Below are 15,529 nucleotides of genomic sequence, written 5' to 3' on the forward strand. Positions count from 1 at the left end.
GGGTCCGGTTCGACGCACCCGATCGGGCGCAGCAAGTCCAACTTCGAACTACCGGCTGACAGTTGAGCAAGATCCATCAGTTGGTCTCTAATTGGGCTGATTTGATGATATGTATGGCGCGTTTCCATGGAATGCGCCGGTCCCACCGGCGCCCACGGGTCAAGCTCGCGATCGGCTTCAGGGAAATCCACCGACCGGCAAGGAGCGCCCCCGTATGAATCCTGACTCCCGGACCGCCCGCCTACTGGGCCCGCCGGCCCGCGGCCGGTTCAAGAAGGCGGGTGTGGTCACCTCGCTGGCACTGGTGATGGCGTCGGGAGTGGTCGGGCCCGCGACACCGGCGGACCTGACCGCGTCCGGTCGTACGGCCGCGACCCCGGACGGTGGATGCAGACCGCGCCACCTGGACGCGCGGGCCCCGGCGAGCGGACGCCCCGAGGACGGGAGAGTGTGCCGAGGCCCCCGAGGCCCGAGAGGCGCGACCGGGCCCGCCGGGCCCCAGGGCCTGCCCGGCCCGACAGGAGCGACAGGAGCCACCGGAGCCACCGGCCCCCAGGGTGAGACCGGCCCGACGGGGCCGACCGGCCCTTGCGTCGGGATCGACGCCGCGCAGGAATCGGAGGAGTTCGAGATCCGTCTCGCGCTGACCGGCGGACGGACGTACGCGGGCATCCGCGACCAGCGGGCCGGTGAGACGCAGACCTTCCTGTGGACCGACCTCACCGCCCGTCCCGACTATCCCGCGGGCGGCGCGGCCGGGCTGCCCTGCGACGTCACCGTCAACGCGCACAACCGGTCCACCACGGTGAAGCGCATCAAGTTCGACGTCGTCACCACCACCGGCCAGGTCTGGGAAGCGGCCTGCGTCGCGTTCACCACCACCCACCCCGCGACCCTGAACTGCGCCGACCGCACGGGCCGTCCCAAGCCCTGGATCCTGGTCTCCCGCCAGCCGGTGCCAGACGCCCTCAACGGCGGCGTATGACCGGCCCGCAGAGAGGTGTGCGAGGGGTCCGAGAGTCCCGAGAACGTCCGGCCCGCATGACAAAGCCGCCCGCCCGGAGGTCCCGGAGCGGGCGGCTCGGTCCAAGCGTTCAGAGATCCGAGTCGGTGGCGGCGACGTAGCGTCCTGGGCCGCTGGACGACACCGGCCGGGGCCGGCGGCGGGATTCGAACCCGCGTCGCTCTCTTGACAGGAGAAGTAGCCGCAACCCGCGCACCTGAACGACGCCAACGGTAGCGCTGGCCGACGGTTCGGTCATACGAATATGAGCGGGCCGCGCTCAGCGAGTTGAGGCTTCAAACGGACCCCCTCGATGGGGACTGCCTCGAACGGGATCGCCTTGAAGGGGATCGTCTCGAAGGGGACTTCCAGCGCTCCGCGTTACGCCGCATCAGCGTCCGCGTTCGAGTCCGAAGGCGAGGAACCCGAGACTCCGGGCTCGGTGTCCAGCGCCTCGCGGTTGAACAGCAGCAGGCCGCCGAAGAACAGCCCGCCCACCACGATCAGGCCCACGACGATCAGCGAGGGAACCAGCGCCTCGGACGGCGAGACCAGCATCACCAAGGACGCCACCGTCCAGACCAGGGCGCAGATCGCGACCGGCAGCTCGAACCTCCCCAGGTCGAAGGCACCCTTGTTGCGGTCCAGCCGGCGGCGCACCGCGAGGTAGAGGACGATCGTGGCGCCGTAGACGAGCGCCGGAATGATCGTGCTCGCCGTGATGAGCTGCAGCAGCGCGTCGCCCGGCAGCGCGACCATCAGGGCGACGCCCACGACGAGGATCAGGACGGTCGCGGGGATCGGCGTACGGGTGCGCGGGTTGACCCGGCGCATCACCTGGTGGGCGGGGAACCGCCCGTCGCGCGCCATCGCGAAGACGATCCGCGAGCACGAGGCCATCACCACGGTCCCGGCACCGAAGAACGCGATGGCGATCCCCGCCAGAAGTACTTTCTCCATCTCCGGCCCCAACCGCTCACGCATGATCACCGCGACCGGGGACTCGCTCGCGGTGACCCCCGGGATGTCCTCGATCGCCACCGTGAGACAGACCAGGAACGCCATCCCGAGCACACCGGCGGCGACGACGGACGCCACGATCGCCCGCGGAACGCTGCGGAAGGGGTCCTTCGCCTCTTCGGCGAGGTTCGCGGCGGAGTCGAAGCCCACGAGCGTGGCGAGGCCCATGATCATCGCGATCATCAGCCCGCCGCCGATGTCGAAGTAGTGGGGGGCGTGCTCGGTGACGCCGCGTGAGGTGAGGTTGCCGATGGAGCCGCGGCCGGTGACCGCGACGACGATGGCGAGGGTGAGCGCCACGGCCACGACCAAGGTCAGTTCGAGCCCTACGGCGCCCGAGTTGATCAGGCTGACGACGCGCGTCGAAGCCACGACGAGCACGGTCTGGATCAGCAGGATCACGAGCGTGATCGCACGAGCGGTGCCCTCGTCCGGGTCCATGCCGACGAGCGGCATGAGCGCCTGGCTCGCGAGCGCGTTGGCGATCGCCGCGACCGCGATCGCCAGGTAACAGAAGGTCAGCCAGCCGAATCCCCACCCGACCCTGGGGTTGGCCAGCCGCGAGGCCCACTGGTACGACGATCCGCTGAGCGCGATGCGCCCCGCGAGCTGCGCCACCACCAACGCCACCAGCACCTGCCCCACCGTCGCGACGATCCACAGCCAGATCCCCACCGGGCCCGCGTTCTGGAGTACGTCGTCATAGGTGGAGAAGATGCCGACCGCCACAGAGATGAACGCGAACGAGATCGCGAACACCTGAAATGATCCGAGCGTCCGTCTCAGCTCCGGCCGATAGCCCCCGAGGGCAGCGGAGTCCTCGGTTTCCTCGGAGCTCGGCGAAGCAGCTTCCACCACGTCGGTACCCGCTTTCCGTGCACGGCGGGCGCGTACCCGCCGGATCAGTGTTTTCCCCCCTGCCACCAGGGAACCCGGCGGTGAGATGCCGCGGAGGTGCTGCGATGAGTGCCGGAGAACGGGCCAGGGCCAAGGCCGAACAGGTCGTCGGAAGGACCGTGTGGAAGGCGGCCCACGCGATGCACAAGGAAACCCTCGCGGCGAAAGGCGCGGCTCTCGAGACACGGGGCAAAATGCGCGGGGCGAAGGAACAGGCCAAGGGCTCCTTCAAACGCTGACAGATCCCGGCCGGGACCTGTCGTCTAAGGAGCCCGTGAGAGCCCCGTAAATCCCGTGAACCCCGTAAACCCACCCTTGAACCCGGTGAACCCCACGGCCGTCAGGACCGTGGATGCGACCAGCGCTGCGCTGATCCGGCCGGTTTCCCTCATCTGGAACTCCCTGTCCATAAAAGCCCGAGGTGACCAGTCGGAAAATCTACGGTCGGAGAATCACACCCCGATGAAGCGACATGCCTTTGCGTCGTATCAGTTGTGCTCCCCGGGCGTTTCTTTCCGGAGTTTCTCCGCGCGTTCACGTGGGTCGTACCCGGGGCCGACGCCCTCGACGAGTACGAGGTCTCCGTCGATGTGGTCGGCGCGCAGCCTCAGGATTTCCTGATATTCGGGAGACTCATACCAGGCGCGGGCCTCGGCCATGCCGGGGAACTCGATCAGCACCATGCTGCCCGGCCAGTCGCCCTCCACGACCACCGCCGGCGGGCCGTGGATCAGGAATCGGCCATGGAATGGGTCGAGGGTGCCCTGGATCCTCGTGAGGTACTCGAGGATGTCCGGGTGGTGGCGGCGGTCGCGTAGATGCGCGAACCCATATGCGGGCACGTCCGGCTCCTTCGTTCGATCCGGCAGAAAGTTCACAACGTCAGGAAATTGGTTCCGGCACGGAGTTCGTTCCGGCGGAAAGCTCGTTCCGTTCCGGCGGGAAGCTCTTTCCGGTGGGACGACGTAAACGTAACCAGGGCCGTCGCGCGCCGCGATTACCTCAGAGGTAACGACGTCCGCCACCCGGCCACCCCCGCCTGGATCGAGGAGGTCGAGAACACCGGCACCCACCCGCCAGGACATCGTCCTCATCGCCGGCGACCCCGCCGACGATCGCGTGAGATCCACCGATGAGTTCCGCCGGCCGGGTCGGTCTACCAAGACGTACGCCATCGAGCCACCGACTGGAGAACCACCATGACGACTCCCGCACACCCCGGCCGCATGCTGTTCGTCAACATCCCCGTGGCGGACCTCGAGCGCAGCAAGGCGTTCTTCGCCAAGCTCGGGTTCGGCTTCAACCCGAACTTCACCGACGAGACCGCCGCCTGCATGCTGGTCGGCGAGCACGCCTTCGTCATGCTGCTCAGCCGCGAGAAGTTCGCGCAGTTCGCGAAACTGCCGATGGCCGACCCCACCACCCACACACTGGCGCTCTACTGCTTCAGCGCCTCGTCCCGCGACGAGGTCGACGCGGTCAGCGCCGCCGCGCTCGCGGCGGGCGGCACCGAGGTGGACGGCGCCGAGGACTACGGCTTCATGTACTCACGCAGCTTCTACGACCTCGACGGCCACGGCTGGCAGGTCATGTGGATGGACCCGGCGGCGGCCGAGCAGGGCCCCGAGGCGTTCGCGGCCTCCGCGCAGGACGCCGACACCCTGGCCTGACCCACCGCGTTACGGACGAGCTACACCGCGCCGACCGGAACGGAGAACAACAGGGCCGCAGCCCACATGAGCACAACCGGCAGGACGATCACCGCCACGCTGATCTTCAGGAGGATCAGCAGGCGGTCCGTCGTCGTAGGCGGATCCCGCATCAGGCCTTGATCGCTCACGAGGTCCGGCGGACCGGAGTAGTGCGACTGCAGTAGGCGGGATTGCCAGCAGCTGCACGACGACGGAACAGCGCTGGTCTTGGAGTCTTGTGGAAGATTCCCGAGACCAGATGTGGAGATCCCCTGTCATGGCGTCCTTCCTCTACCGGCTGGGCCAGACGGCCTTCCGGAAGCGCCGCTGGGTCCTGTTGCTGTGGGTGGCCGTCGTGGCCGTCGTCGGCTTCAAGGGCCTCACCGCCGCCGACGGCTCCGACGACTCGTCATCGATGCCGGGGATCGAATCCCAGAAGGCCTTCGACCTCATCGACCAGCGCTTCCCCGGAACAGAGGCCGACGGGGCCAGCGCGCGCATCGTCTTCGTCGCGCCGGACGGACAGAAGGTCACGGCCGCCGACAACCGCGAGGCCATCGAGAAGACGGTCGCCGATGCCGCTGCCGGCGGCCAGGTCGCGAGCGCGGTGAACCCGTTCCAGGCGAACGCGGTCAGCAAGGACGGCAGCACCGCCTACGCGACTGTCACCTACGAGGTGACGGCGAAGGACATCTCCGACGGCAGCAAGAGCGAGCTCCGACAGGCGCTGAGCGACGCCAGGCAGGCCGGCCTCACCGTCGAGACCGGCGGCAACGCCGTGGCCGCACAGACGGAGGCCGGCGGTCTGGGTGAGGCGGCGGGTGTGCTGGTGGCCGCGCTCGTCCTTCTGGTGACCTTCGGATCCATGGCCGCGGCCGGGCTGCCCTTGCTGACCGCCATCATCGGCGTGGCCACCAGCATGCTCGCCATCACGGCCCTGAGCAGCGCCTTCGGCCTGTCGTCCTCGACGGGAACCCTGGCCACCATGCTGGGCCTCGCGGTCGGCATCGACTACGCGATGTTCATCGTCTCCCGGTACAGGGAAGAGCGAGGCAGGGGCCACACGCCGCGGGAAGCGGCCGGCCGGGCCACCGGTACCGCCGGCTCCGCCGTCGTCTTCGCCGGACTCACCGTCGTCGTCGCGCTCGCGGGACTCTCGATCGTCGGCGTCCCCATGCTGACCAAGATGGGGATCGCGGCCGCCGGAGCGGTCCTGCTGTCCGTGATCATCGCGCTGACCCTGGTTCCCGCACTGCTCGGGTTCTGGCCGAACGCGGTCCTGCCCCGACGCCTGCGCCGCCGGAACCGCAACACCGGCAACACCGGCAACACCGGGAACACCGACGAGAAGCACCTCGCGACCGCCGCCGGCGCGGCGGTCGGGACCAAGGAATCGAAGTGGGCCCGCTTCGTGCTGCGTCGCCCGCTCCCGGTCCTCCTGCTGTCCGTCATCGGGCTCGGAGCACTCGCCCTGCCGGTGACCGATCTGCAGTTGGGCACCGCCGGCGACGAGGCCAAGCCCACCTCCACCACCGAACGACGTGCCTACGACGCCCTCGCGGACGGTTTCGGCCCCGGCTTCAACGGCCCGCTGACCATCGTGGTCGACGCCCAGGGCGCCCCCGACGCGGCGGGAGCGGTGGACACCATCGCGCAGAAGATCGCTTCGACGGACGGAGTCGTCTCCGTGTCCAAGCCGCGCTTCAATCAAGCCGGGGACACCGCGATCATCTCCGCCACGCCGTCCACCTCGCCCACCAGCGAGGAGACGAACAATCTCGTCCACACCATCCGAAGCGAGCGCTCGGGGCTGGAAGCGGCGACGGACGCCACGTTCCAGGTCACCGGGACGACGGCGGCCAACATCGATGTCGCGCAGAAGATGCAGAGCGCGCTGATCCCCTACCTGGCCGTCGTGGTCGGGCTCGCCTTCCTGCTTCTGCTCATCGTCTTCCGCTCCATCCTGGTACCCGTCAAGGCGGCCGTCGGGTTCCTCCTGTCCGTCCTGGCCTCGCTGGGCGCGGTCGTCGCGGTCTTCCAATGGGGCTGGGCCGCCGACCTCCTCGGCGTCGAACAGACCGGCCCGATCATGAGCATGATGCCGATCTTCCTCGTCGGCATCGTCTTCGGCCTGGCCATGGACTACCAGGTCTTCCTCGTGTCCCGTATGCGGGAGGCCTACGTCCACGGCCAGACCCCGGGCCGCGCCATGGTCACCGGATTCGGTCACAGCGCACGCGTCGTCGTCGCGGCAGCGCTGATCATGATGAGTGTGTTCTCCGGCTTCATCACCGCCGGGGAATCCATGATCAAGATGATCGGCTTCGGTCTCGCCATCGCCGTCCTCTTCGACGCCTTCGTCATCCGCATGGCCTTCGTGCCGGCCGTCCTGGCCCTCCTCGGCCACCGGGCCTGGTGGCTGCCCCGATGGCTCGACCGCATGCTCCCCCGCGTCGACATCGAGGGTGAAGCGCTTACCCGCGGCGACACCCCCACGGCACCGTCCGACGCGAGGCCACGGGAAACCGCCGGAATCTGAGCACACCCCGGGGGGGGGGGGGGCGGCCCGGGCCGCGAGGCCACGCTAAACCGCGGTAAATTTAGCACCCCCCGGTGCGGCCCCCCGACCACGAGGGAGGCCATCACCGGGGTTCACCGGGCTTCACCGGTGGATGCTCCACCATTGATCCGACAGCCACCGCAACCGGAGACCGCCATGCCCAGCGCCGCCCGCCGCTTCGCTCTCAATCACCCGCGCGTCATGGACGCGGTGCTGCTGACCTGCGTGCTCGCCTGTGTGGTCTCGGCGAGCTTCTTCGGCACGTGGGACGTGCGGGAACCGATCGCCTGGTGGCCGGGGCTGGTCCTGGGCGTCGCCGCCACCGCCGCCCTGCTGTGGCGGCGAACCCGTCCTCGTCCGGTCGTCGTCGTCACAGGCGCCTGCGCCGTCGCCGCGGTGAGTCTCGGCTACCTCACCACCATGCTTCTGCTCGCCCCCGTCATGGTGGCGTTGTTCTGGCTCGCACTCCTCGACGAGCGCCGGACCGCCCACTTCTTCGGTCTCGGCGTGGTCGTGCTCATGGTCCCCATCGCGATCGTGCAGGCACCCCGCTACGCCAGCTTCATCATCGTGACGCTGAACCCGGCCCTGGCACTGCTCCTGCCCGTCGCCTGGGGCTCCGCCCTACGGCTGCGCCGCGCGTTCACCGACTCGCTGCGCGCCCGTGCCGAACACGCGGAACACACCCGCGAGGAGGAAGCGCTGCGCCGGGTGGCGGAGGAACGCGTACGCATCGCCCGCGATCTCCACGATGTCGTAGCCCACCACCTCACTCTCGCCAACGCCCAGGCGGCCACCGCCGCGCACCTCATCCGCAACGACCCCGAACAGGCGGAGCGACTGCTCACCGGCCTGAGCGGCACGACCGCCACCGCCCTGCGCGAACTGAAGGCGACGGTAGGACTGCTGCGCCGCCCGGAGGACTCCGACTCGCCTCTCCAGCCGGCCCCGAAACTGGAGCAGCTCCCCACCATGGTGGCGGCCCTGGCGACCACAGGACTCGATGTCGCCGTCACGACCGGGGGAGAGACCCGGCCGCTCTCCCCCGCCGTGGACCTGACCGCCTTCCGGATCATCCAGGAGGCACTCACCAACGTTTCCAAGCACGCCGGCACCCCCACGGCACAGGTGACACTGACTTATACGGACGACGTGCTGAAGATCGAGATCAGCAACGAGCAAGGAAGCCCGACCCCGACGGCCTCGACGTCCGTGGACTCCGGGTTCGGACTCATCAGCATGCGCGAACGCGCCCTGTCCACCGGAGGCCGGTTCACCGCGGGCCCCCGCCCCGACGGTGGCTACACAGCCATCGCCGAGCTCCCTCTCCACTTCTGATCCGGGAACCCCATGACCATCCGCGTACTCCTCGCCGACGATCACGCCCTTCTCAGGGACACCTTCCGCATCCTGATCGACTCCGCCGACGATCTGGAAGTCGTCGGGGAAGCGTCCGACGGCGCGGAAGCCATCACTCTCGCCGGGACACTCCACCCCGACATCGTGATCATGGACATCCGGATGCCCGGCACCGACGGTCTGGCCGCCACGACCGCCATCTGCGCCGACCCCGCCCTCTCGGACGTCCGCATCCTCATTCTCACCACGTTCGAGACCGACGAGTACGTCGCCCGCGCGCTGCGCGCCGGAGCCAGCGGGTTCCTCGGCAAGGACGTCACAGCCGACGCCCTCCTCGACGCCATCCGCACCGTCGCGGACGGCGACGCCCTGCTGTCCCCAGCCGCCACCAAAATGCTCGTCAGCCGCTTTCTGGTCACACCCGAGCCGGCCTCCGACACCGGGCTGCCGGACCAGATCAGCTCTCTCACCGCACGCGAACGCGAAGTGATGATCATGGCCGCCCGCGGCATGTCCAACACAGACATCGCCGACACCCTCTGCCTCAGCCCACTGACCGTCCGCACCCACATCCAACGCGCCATGACCAAGCTGAACGCCCGCGACCGAGCCCAACTCGTCGTCGCCGCCTACCAGTCAGGACTCGTACAGTCCGGCCCGCCCGCCACACCCTGACCCGTCCGGCCCGCCCCGCCCCGTGGACACCGGCCCGGAGTCGTCGGCGTGCGCCCTGCCCAGCGTCGTCGAAGCAGGCGTGGATGCCAGGACTTCCGACTCGTGGCTCCAGCGGGAGCCCGTATCAGATTGCGTCTATCCGCCAGGCGATCATGCCGGTCGATCCCTCGGCCCCGTCGACATCGATGTGTACGCGCTTGTGCATCGTGATCCGCTGCTGGGCCACTGACTGATCACACGGCACCTTGGTCGCCGTGCCGGAGCTCGCCGGGACGAATGTCAACCGGGCGCTGCCACTGCCGAAGCAGACCACGTTGAGCCGGTAGGTCCTGCCCTCGCTCAGGGTGGGCTCGGTGTGGATCCCGTCGTTCACCCGCTCGACTCCGGCCTCGACCAACTCCCCGCCGTGCACGGCGGCCAGGGCCGCCTGGGCTTGCTCGGTGAGCCTCTTCTCGGACGCCTCGTTCGTCGTCCGGGACTCGCTGGGCGCGGAGGGCGACGGCGGAGCGCCGGTGCCTTCCCCCTCACCACCGCCTGAGGTGCACGAGGCGACCAGGAACACCGACGCCACCACGGCGCACACGGCCAGGTAGGACCGGGAATTCGAATGGGTCCCGCCGAGGTCTCCCATGTGACACCTTGCCGGTGGACCGCCCCACGGCGATCGAGCACTGGGACACTACGTGAAGATCGCGCACGCGAACGGCCATGCCGGTGTCCACGGCTCCGGAGGCCTCGTGGCCAACGCCGGTCGGCGGCCGGACCCGTCATCGACTGACGTGGGGATCGACCTACAACCGCGCGACGGCCGCCCGCACTGGCCCAGCCGACGCTCCCTGCATCAAGCCGCTCTCGGGGACCGGGGCGACCGACGGGATCAGCCTGTGGTCGCCATCCCTTGGCGCAGCTTGGCGAGGGTGCGGGAGAGCAGGCGGGAGACGTGCATCTGGGAGACGCCGAGGTGTTCACCGATCTGTGCCTGGGTGAGCTCGTCGACGAACCGCATGTGGATGATGCGGCGTTCGCGCTCGTCCAGCTGTGCGATCAGCGGGGCGAGTGCGTGGAAGTCCTCGACGAGTTCGAGGGCGTTGTCCTCCGCGCCGATGAAGTCGGCCAGCGCACTCTCGTCGTCGTTGTTCGTGCTGATGGCCGCGTCGAGGGAGCTGGAGTTGTAGCCGTTGGAGGCGAGGCGTGCCTCGTTGACCTCTTCCTCGGTCAGGCACATCAGCTGCGACAGTTCCTTGACCGTGGGGGTACGGCCGAGCCGGCTCCGCAGCTCCTCGGTGGCCTTGGCGAGCTGGACGCGGGCCTCCTGCAGCCGGCGGGGCACGTGCACGGCCCAGGAGGTGTCGCGGAAGAACCGCTTGATCTCGCCGACGATGTAGGGCACCGCGAAGGAGGTGAACTCGACCTCGCGGGTGAGTTCGAACCGGTCGATCGCCTTGATCAGTCCGATCGTGCCGACCTGGACGATGTCCTCCATCTCGTCCGCGCCACGGCTGCGGAAGCGGGCTGCGGCGAAGCGGACCAGAGAGACGTTCATCTCGATCAGCGTGTTGCGGGCGTACTGGTACTCCGCCGTGCCCTCTTCGAGAACGGCAAGCTGGTCGAAGAACAGCCTGGACATCTGACGTGCGTCCTTGGGAGCGACCTGAGACGGGTCCGCAATCTCCGGCAGCGTCACAGTCTGCGCCTCTGCCACCTCGGTGACCGTCATCTCAGTGCCCTCCCATGTGTTGTAGCCCCCGTACCGCTGCCTCTTGGCGACCGGCGCCAGTTCACGTACCCGGGTTCGAGGAAGACATGCCAGGCAATTCCAGGCGGGACTCCACCAAGCGCGAGTGGGAGGTACGGCGGACGTGTGCGCCTTGCCCGGACGTCCGAGGTGTCACGCGCTATGAAGCGGCAGTTGGACGCCCCGTGCGGCCCTGCACATGCCTGTGGGAAGCGTGGCTCTCGCAGCGGTACCGTCGGCCCCGGGCATGATCACGCCCGCCCGGAGAACTGTCCATCGGGGCGGGCTGGATGATCACTGGATCTGCGGCGCGGGTCAGCGACGCCGCAGCATCATGACGACGGCGACAACGACGATGATCAGGACGACAGTACCCAGGCCTATGTACACGAGCTTCTCTCTTCGTTCGAGGGAGCGGCACCGATCGGTGCCGCAGGGTGCGAGTGCCCTCGTCTGCGCCACCTAGCCCCCCGAGGGGTACTCCTTTTGCCCGGCCGTGATCCGACCCGTACCACCCGGACGACGCCAACTGCCCAGTGCCGGCCCGTCTTCGAATGACGGAGGGACGTTCTCCGGCCTGCGGAGAGGCGTGCGTGAAGACGCTCGGACGACGTCGCATGGAGACTCTCCCCGCAACGGCGACCTCGTCCTCACTCGCCCCCGCCAGGGCATCCCCGCTCTGCAGCTCATTCCACCCACCGCCCAACCTCGTTCCCCAAAGCGGTAGTCGGCGGTTCGACACGCGTATGGGTGGCTCGGAGTCGGCGCACCTGGAGCCTGTCCGGGCGATCACGGGCTCCCGCCACGCAGCCGTGGGGCTGACCCCTCACGGGGCAGCCGGTCCGACGACTCAAGAGTGACAGAGCAGATCGAGGACGACGGCCCCGGCGTCGAGGCCGTCGAGATAGCGGTTGGCCTGTTCCCAGTAGCCGTCCGTGTCCGCGTCCGTCCACGAGCCATCAAGGGTGACCAGGGCGAAGCCGGGCACGGCGCACCGGACCGACCCCAGCCGGGCTTCGTCATGTTCCTGCGCGAAGTAGGCGACTGGGTCGTCGAGCAGGAACGACATGTCAAAGTGCGGGTCTCCCGCGACGGCCCTCTGCGCCACGTCCTGCACCAGCGGCTGGGCCAGATGCTCCTTCCTGGCGTCTGCCGGGGAGTACCGCTCAGGATCGGCCTCGTGGCGAGCGAGGAAGTCGGCGAGCGGGCGGGCCGGCGGGTGTATCGCGGTCAGCCCGGTCCAAGCGGTGAGCAGGGCGTCATGCGCGCGCGCCGCTCGTTCCCGCATACCGTCGAAGTCGAGCAGACCCCGAGGCCCGCCGTGGCATTCCAGCGGCCCGAGGCCATCGAGCTTGGCCTTCCTGCGCGGCACGGTTGAGGCCGTGACGAGCCTGCGGTCGCCGTCGTGCCGAGGCAGTACGAGGTAGGCATTGCCCGGGCTGGAGTGGATGGCCCACCAGTCCCAGTGGCCGACCGGATTCCATTCCTCGGTGAGGTTGGCGTCGTAGGGCGCCATGACGGCAGCTACCGCCTGCGGAACCTTCCGGGGTGCGGTCGGCGGCAGACACACAGTGGCGTAGAACTTGGTCATGCCCGGGAGCGTAAGCCCCGGGATTTCACCCACCCATCCGACCGTCACCTCATCGGATCGCCGTCTCGGCGGGCCGGCCACCGCGGCGAGGCACTCCGCGGCCTCAAGCCCACGAATTCACGTGCCGCCAGTTGCCAACGAGCCCCCTTCCCGATGAGGAAGGGGGCTCGCGACACACAGACACGCACAAGCCGATGCAGGCCTCAGGCCCACGCCACATCGGAAACACTGCAGCGAAGCCTCAGAGCCCGGAAGCGGCACCGATCGAGTGCCCCGCTCACGTCAGTGAGAGTGACCGCTCGATGCCGGCGTCGGGCCCGCGTTCTTCACCGTCAGCGGCAGGAGCTTCTTGCCGGTCGGGCCGATCTGGATGCTCGTGTCCATCTGAGGCTATATGCCAACATGCTCAAAACCGCTACCGTGCTGGTCATGGCGAAGCGAACGAGGACGCGCACCGCAACTGACCGCAGCCAGTACTCAGTTGAGGCCGAGTGGACGGCGGCGGACTTAGCCCTGTTAAGAGAGCTGAAGAAGGCTGAAGCGCGCTTACCCGACGACGCTCCGCGGGCCCTGTTGTCCGTACGACTGTCCGTACTCACCGACGACACGACGTCACCTGTCCGTCAGGAGCTCGATCTCCGAAAACTGGCCCTGGACCGCGGCTGCCGAGTCATAGGCGTCGCCAGCGATCTCAACGTGTCGGCCATGAAGGTTCCGCCGTGGAAGCGCAAGGAGCTCGGGGACTGGCTCAACAACCGGGCGCCGGAGTTCGACGAGATCCTCTTCTGGAAGCTGGACCGCTTCGTACGACGCCTGACCGACCTCAGCACCATGATCGACTGGTGTCTGAAGTACGGGAAGAACCTTGTCTCCAAGAACGACTCGATCGACCTGACCACCACCGCCGGGAAGATCATGATCACGATCATCGGTGGCATCGCCGAGATCGAGGCGACCAACACGAGCACCCGCGTCGCAAGCCTCTGGGACTACACGAAGACCCAGAGCGACTGGCTCGTGGGCAAGCCCGCGTACGGATACGAGACGGCAGAGACCGAAGAGGGCAGGGTCTCACTCGTCATCGACAAGGACGCGTTCCGAGCACTGCACTGGTGCCGTGACGCAGCACTACGGCCCAAGCCCGCCTCCGCCCGTCGCATGACCAAGGTCCTCGTACGAGCCGGCTACTGCGGACCGGGACTGACAACGTCGACGCTGCTCCGTCGCCTCAGGAACCCCGCGCTCATGGGCTACCGCGTAGAAGAGGACAAGAACGGAGGCGTACGCCGCTCGAAGATGATCCTCGGCGACGACGCCCAGCCCATCCGCGTGGCCGACGCGATCTTCACCGAGCAGCAGTTCAAGAGCCTTCAGGAGGCCCTGGACCGCCGCACGAGGAACCAGCCCACCAGGCAACCCGGCGGCGCGACGAAGTTCCTCGGCGTCCTGATCTGTCGTGACTGCAACTCGAACATGATCGTGCAGACGAACCGGGTCAAGGGACGGTCGTACTCCTACCTGCGCTGCGGGAAATGCAAGGCCGGCGGCCACGGCGCCCCTAACCCCGGCGAGATCTACAGCAAGTTGGTGGACGACGTCCTGAGCGTCCTTGGGGACGAGCCGGTCTTGACGCGCGAGTACCGGCAAGGCGCTGAGGCCCGAAAGGAGCTACAGCGCCTGCAAGAGGCCACCGACTACTACATGACCGGGTTGGAGCCCGGAGGACGCTTCACGAAGACGCGCTTCACCAAGGAGAAGGCGGAGAAGACGCTGGACGGCCTCATCAAGCAGCTGGGGGCCATCGACCCGGAGTCGACACAGGACCGGTGGGTCGCCGTGCACAACGGCAAGACGTTCCGCAGTCGCTGGGAGGAAGGCGGCATGGAGGCCATGGCCGCCGATCTGCTCCGGGTGGGCGTCAAGTGCGAGATCACACGGAGCAAGGTGCAGGGCGTGCGTGCCCCACGTATCCGCATGAAGCTCATGATCCCGAAGGACGTGCGAGACCGCCTGATACTCAAGGAAGACGACTTTGCCGACGCCTTCTAGCTCACGGCCGCCAGAGCGGGCACCCACCAAGCGCTCGCATTCGCGTCGCTGCCCGACTTGGAAGCGCTTGGCTACGCAGGCTTGGCGCTGTCCCCTCCAGCACTGCGTCCTGTCACCGCAAGCAGCATCTGAAGGCGCAGCTTTGCGACCCGGCCACGGGCGCCCGTCTGACGGTTCAAGATCCCCGCAGCGACGGGACACGAGCGGCGTGTTCATCCTGTGGCCTGAGGCTGTTCGGTCTGTGAGGCCCGGTCCTCACACGGCAAAGCTGTGCGGCTCGCGCTCAGGTCTTGCGCCGGGTGATCCATCTTCCCCCGGTGTTCCCGGCGACCCTGCCGATGTCGGGGCCAAGACTGAGCGACTGGTCACGGTCGGGCTCAAGCCCTTCCGCCACAGCTTCCGCCTCGGTGATGCGGCCCGCTCGGCGGTACAACGCTGAAAGACTGACACGGGCGCGCAAGGTGTCGGGATGGTTTGGGCCGAACAGCCGGTCGTGATCGGCGGCCACGTGCTCCCCGTGGGCGATGGCCTCCTCCACCCGGCCTGATTCGAGGTAGGAGGCGGCAAGGTTCGTGCGGGCGGTGAGGGCCTGGGGGTGTTCGGATCCGAGAACTCGCTGGTAGTCGGCGACCACATGCTCCCCGAGGGCGATGGCGTCTTGGGCGCGTCCGGCTTCACGGAGGGAGACGGCAAGGTTCGTGCGGGCGATGAGGGTGTCGGGGTGGTCGGGGCCTAGTACACGCAGCTGGTCCACCAACAGTTCCGCGAAGGAGTCGACAGCTCCCGCCGGGTCTCCTGCCTCCCCCCTCCATGAAGCGAGATTGGCGCGGGTAGTGAGGGTGTCGGGATGGTCCGGGCCTAGTACACGCAGCTGGTCCACCAACAGTTCCGCGAAGGAGTCGACAGCTCCCGCCGGGTCTCCTGCCTCCCCCCTCCATGAAGCGAGATT

The 15,529-nt window shown here is 68.1% G+C and carries 14 protein-coding genes and 1 tRNA gene; 7 read left to right on the forward strand and 8 right to left on the reverse strand.

The genetic code is table 11. The features are described 5' to 3' along the window. Positions 1-214 precede the first annotated feature (214 nt). Complete coding sequence (locus tag ACFXGX_RS23420) at positions 215-985, forward strand: hypothetical protein (protein ID WP_384794514.1); 771 nt, start codon at positions 215-217, stop codon at positions 983-985. Between the two features lie 170 nt (positions 986-1,155). Here the strand turns inward: ACFXGX_RS23420 and ACFXGX_RS23425 are convergent. Continuing rightward, positions 1,156-1,235, reverse strand: a tRNA-Asp gene (locus ACFXGX_RS23425). A gap of 149 nt (positions 1,236-1,384) precedes the next feature. Next, entirely contained in the window at positions 1,385-2,881 is a 1,497-nt protein-coding gene (locus ACFXGX_RS23430; protein ID WP_384794516.1) for an APC family permease, read from the reverse strand. A gap of 104 nt (positions 2,882-2,985) precedes the next feature. Here ACFXGX_RS23430 and ACFXGX_RS23435 point away from each other — a divergent pair, with 104 nt between their 5' ends. Beyond that, complete coding sequence (locus tag ACFXGX_RS23435) at positions 2,986-3,159, forward strand: hypothetical protein (RefSeq protein WP_384794518.1); 174 nt, start codon at positions 2,986-2,988, stop codon at positions 3,157-3,159. 249 nt (positions 3,160-3,408) lie between these two features. Here the strand turns inward: ACFXGX_RS23435 and ACFXGX_RS23440 are convergent, their stop codons facing one another. Further along, positions 3,409-4,095: a DUF1330 domain-containing protein gene (locus tag ACFXGX_RS23440; protein ID WP_384794520.1), complete on the reverse strand. Its 687-nt coding sequence runs from the start codon at positions 4,093-4,095 to the stop codon at positions 3,409-3,411. Positions 4,096-4,119: 24 nt separating this feature from the next. Here ACFXGX_RS23440 and ACFXGX_RS23445 point away from each other — a divergent pair, with 24 nt between their 5' ends. Beyond that, the gene (locus tag ACFXGX_RS23445) at positions 4,120-4,590 is read left to right on the forward strand and encodes a VOC family protein (RefSeq protein ID WP_384794522.1); all 471 of its coding nucleotides are present in this window, start codon (positions 4,120-4,122) and stop codon (positions 4,588-4,590) included. 20 nt (positions 4,591-4,610) lie between these two features. On the opposite strand, the gene ACFXGX_RS23450 is transcribed toward ACFXGX_RS23445, so the two are convergent. Beyond that, positions 4,611-4,742, reverse strand: a complete 132-nt coding sequence (locus tag ACFXGX_RS23450) for a hypothetical protein (RefSeq protein WP_384794524.1) — start codon at positions 4,740-4,742, stop codon at positions 4,611-4,613. 146 nt (positions 4,743-4,888) lie between these two features. Between ACFXGX_RS23450 and ACFXGX_RS23455 the strand changes: the two genes are divergently transcribed. The 3 genes from ACFXGX_RS23455 (at position 4,889) to ACFXGX_RS23465 (ending at position 9,205) form a co-directional block, all read left to right on the forward strand. Next, positions 4,889-7,150 carry an MMPL family transporter gene (locus tag ACFXGX_RS23455; protein WP_384794526.1) on the forward strand — a complete coding sequence of 754 codons (2,262 nt, stop codon included), beginning with the start codon at positions 4,889-4,891 and terminating at the stop codon, positions 7,148-7,150. A 177-nt stretch (positions 7,151-7,327) separates the two neighbouring features. Continuing rightward, entirely contained in the window at positions 7,328-8,509 is a 1,182-nt protein-coding gene (locus ACFXGX_RS23460) for a sensor histidine kinase (protein ID WP_384794528.1), read from the forward strand. A 12-nt stretch (positions 8,510-8,521) separates the two neighbouring features. Next, positions 8,522-9,205: a response regulator gene (locus ACFXGX_RS23465; protein WP_384794530.1), complete on the forward strand. Its 684-nt coding sequence runs from the start codon at positions 8,522-8,524 to the stop codon at positions 9,203-9,205. Between the two features lie 124 nt (positions 9,206-9,329). Here the strand turns inward: ACFXGX_RS23465 and ACFXGX_RS23470 are convergent, their stop codons facing one another. From ACFXGX_RS23470 to ACFXGX_RS23480, 3 genes are all read right to left on the reverse strand, one after another. Continuing rightward, positions 9,330-9,836, reverse strand: coding sequence for a hypothetical protein (locus tag ACFXGX_RS23470; RefSeq protein WP_384794532.1), 507 nt, complete (start codon positions 9,834-9,836; stop codon positions 9,330-9,332). 246 nt (positions 9,837-10,082) lie between these two features. Further along, on the reverse strand, positions 10,083-10,922 hold the full coding sequence (locus tag ACFXGX_RS23475) for an RNA polymerase sigma factor SigF (RefSeq protein WP_384794534.1): 840 nt from the start codon (positions 10,920-10,922) through the stop codon (positions 10,083-10,085). 868 nt (positions 10,923-11,790) lie between these two features. Then, positions 11,791-12,531, reverse strand: coding sequence for a hypothetical protein (locus ACFXGX_RS23480; RefSeq protein WP_384794536.1), 741 nt, complete (start codon positions 12,529-12,531; stop codon positions 11,791-11,793). A gap of 429 nt (positions 12,532-12,960) precedes the next feature. On the opposite strand from ACFXGX_RS23480, the gene ACFXGX_RS23485 reads away from it, so the two are divergent. Beyond that, positions 12,961-14,580 (forward strand): recombinase family protein, encoded by a 1,620-nt coding sequence (locus ACFXGX_RS23485; RefSeq protein WP_384794538.1) that lies wholly within the window; start codon positions 12,961-12,963, stop codon positions 14,578-14,580. A 283-nt stretch (positions 14,581-14,863) separates the two neighbouring features. Here the strand turns inward: ACFXGX_RS23485 and ACFXGX_RS23490 are convergent. Next, the coding region (locus tag ACFXGX_RS23490; RefSeq protein ID WP_384794540.1) for a tetratricopeptide repeat protein at positions 14,864-15,529 on the reverse strand (666 nt) is incomplete at its 5' end.

The organism is Streptomyces sp. NPDC059371, assembly GCF_042751995.1.
In the GTDB taxonomy this organism is placed as follows: Bacteria; Actinomycetota; Actinomycetes; order Streptomycetales; family Streptomycetaceae; genus Streptomyces.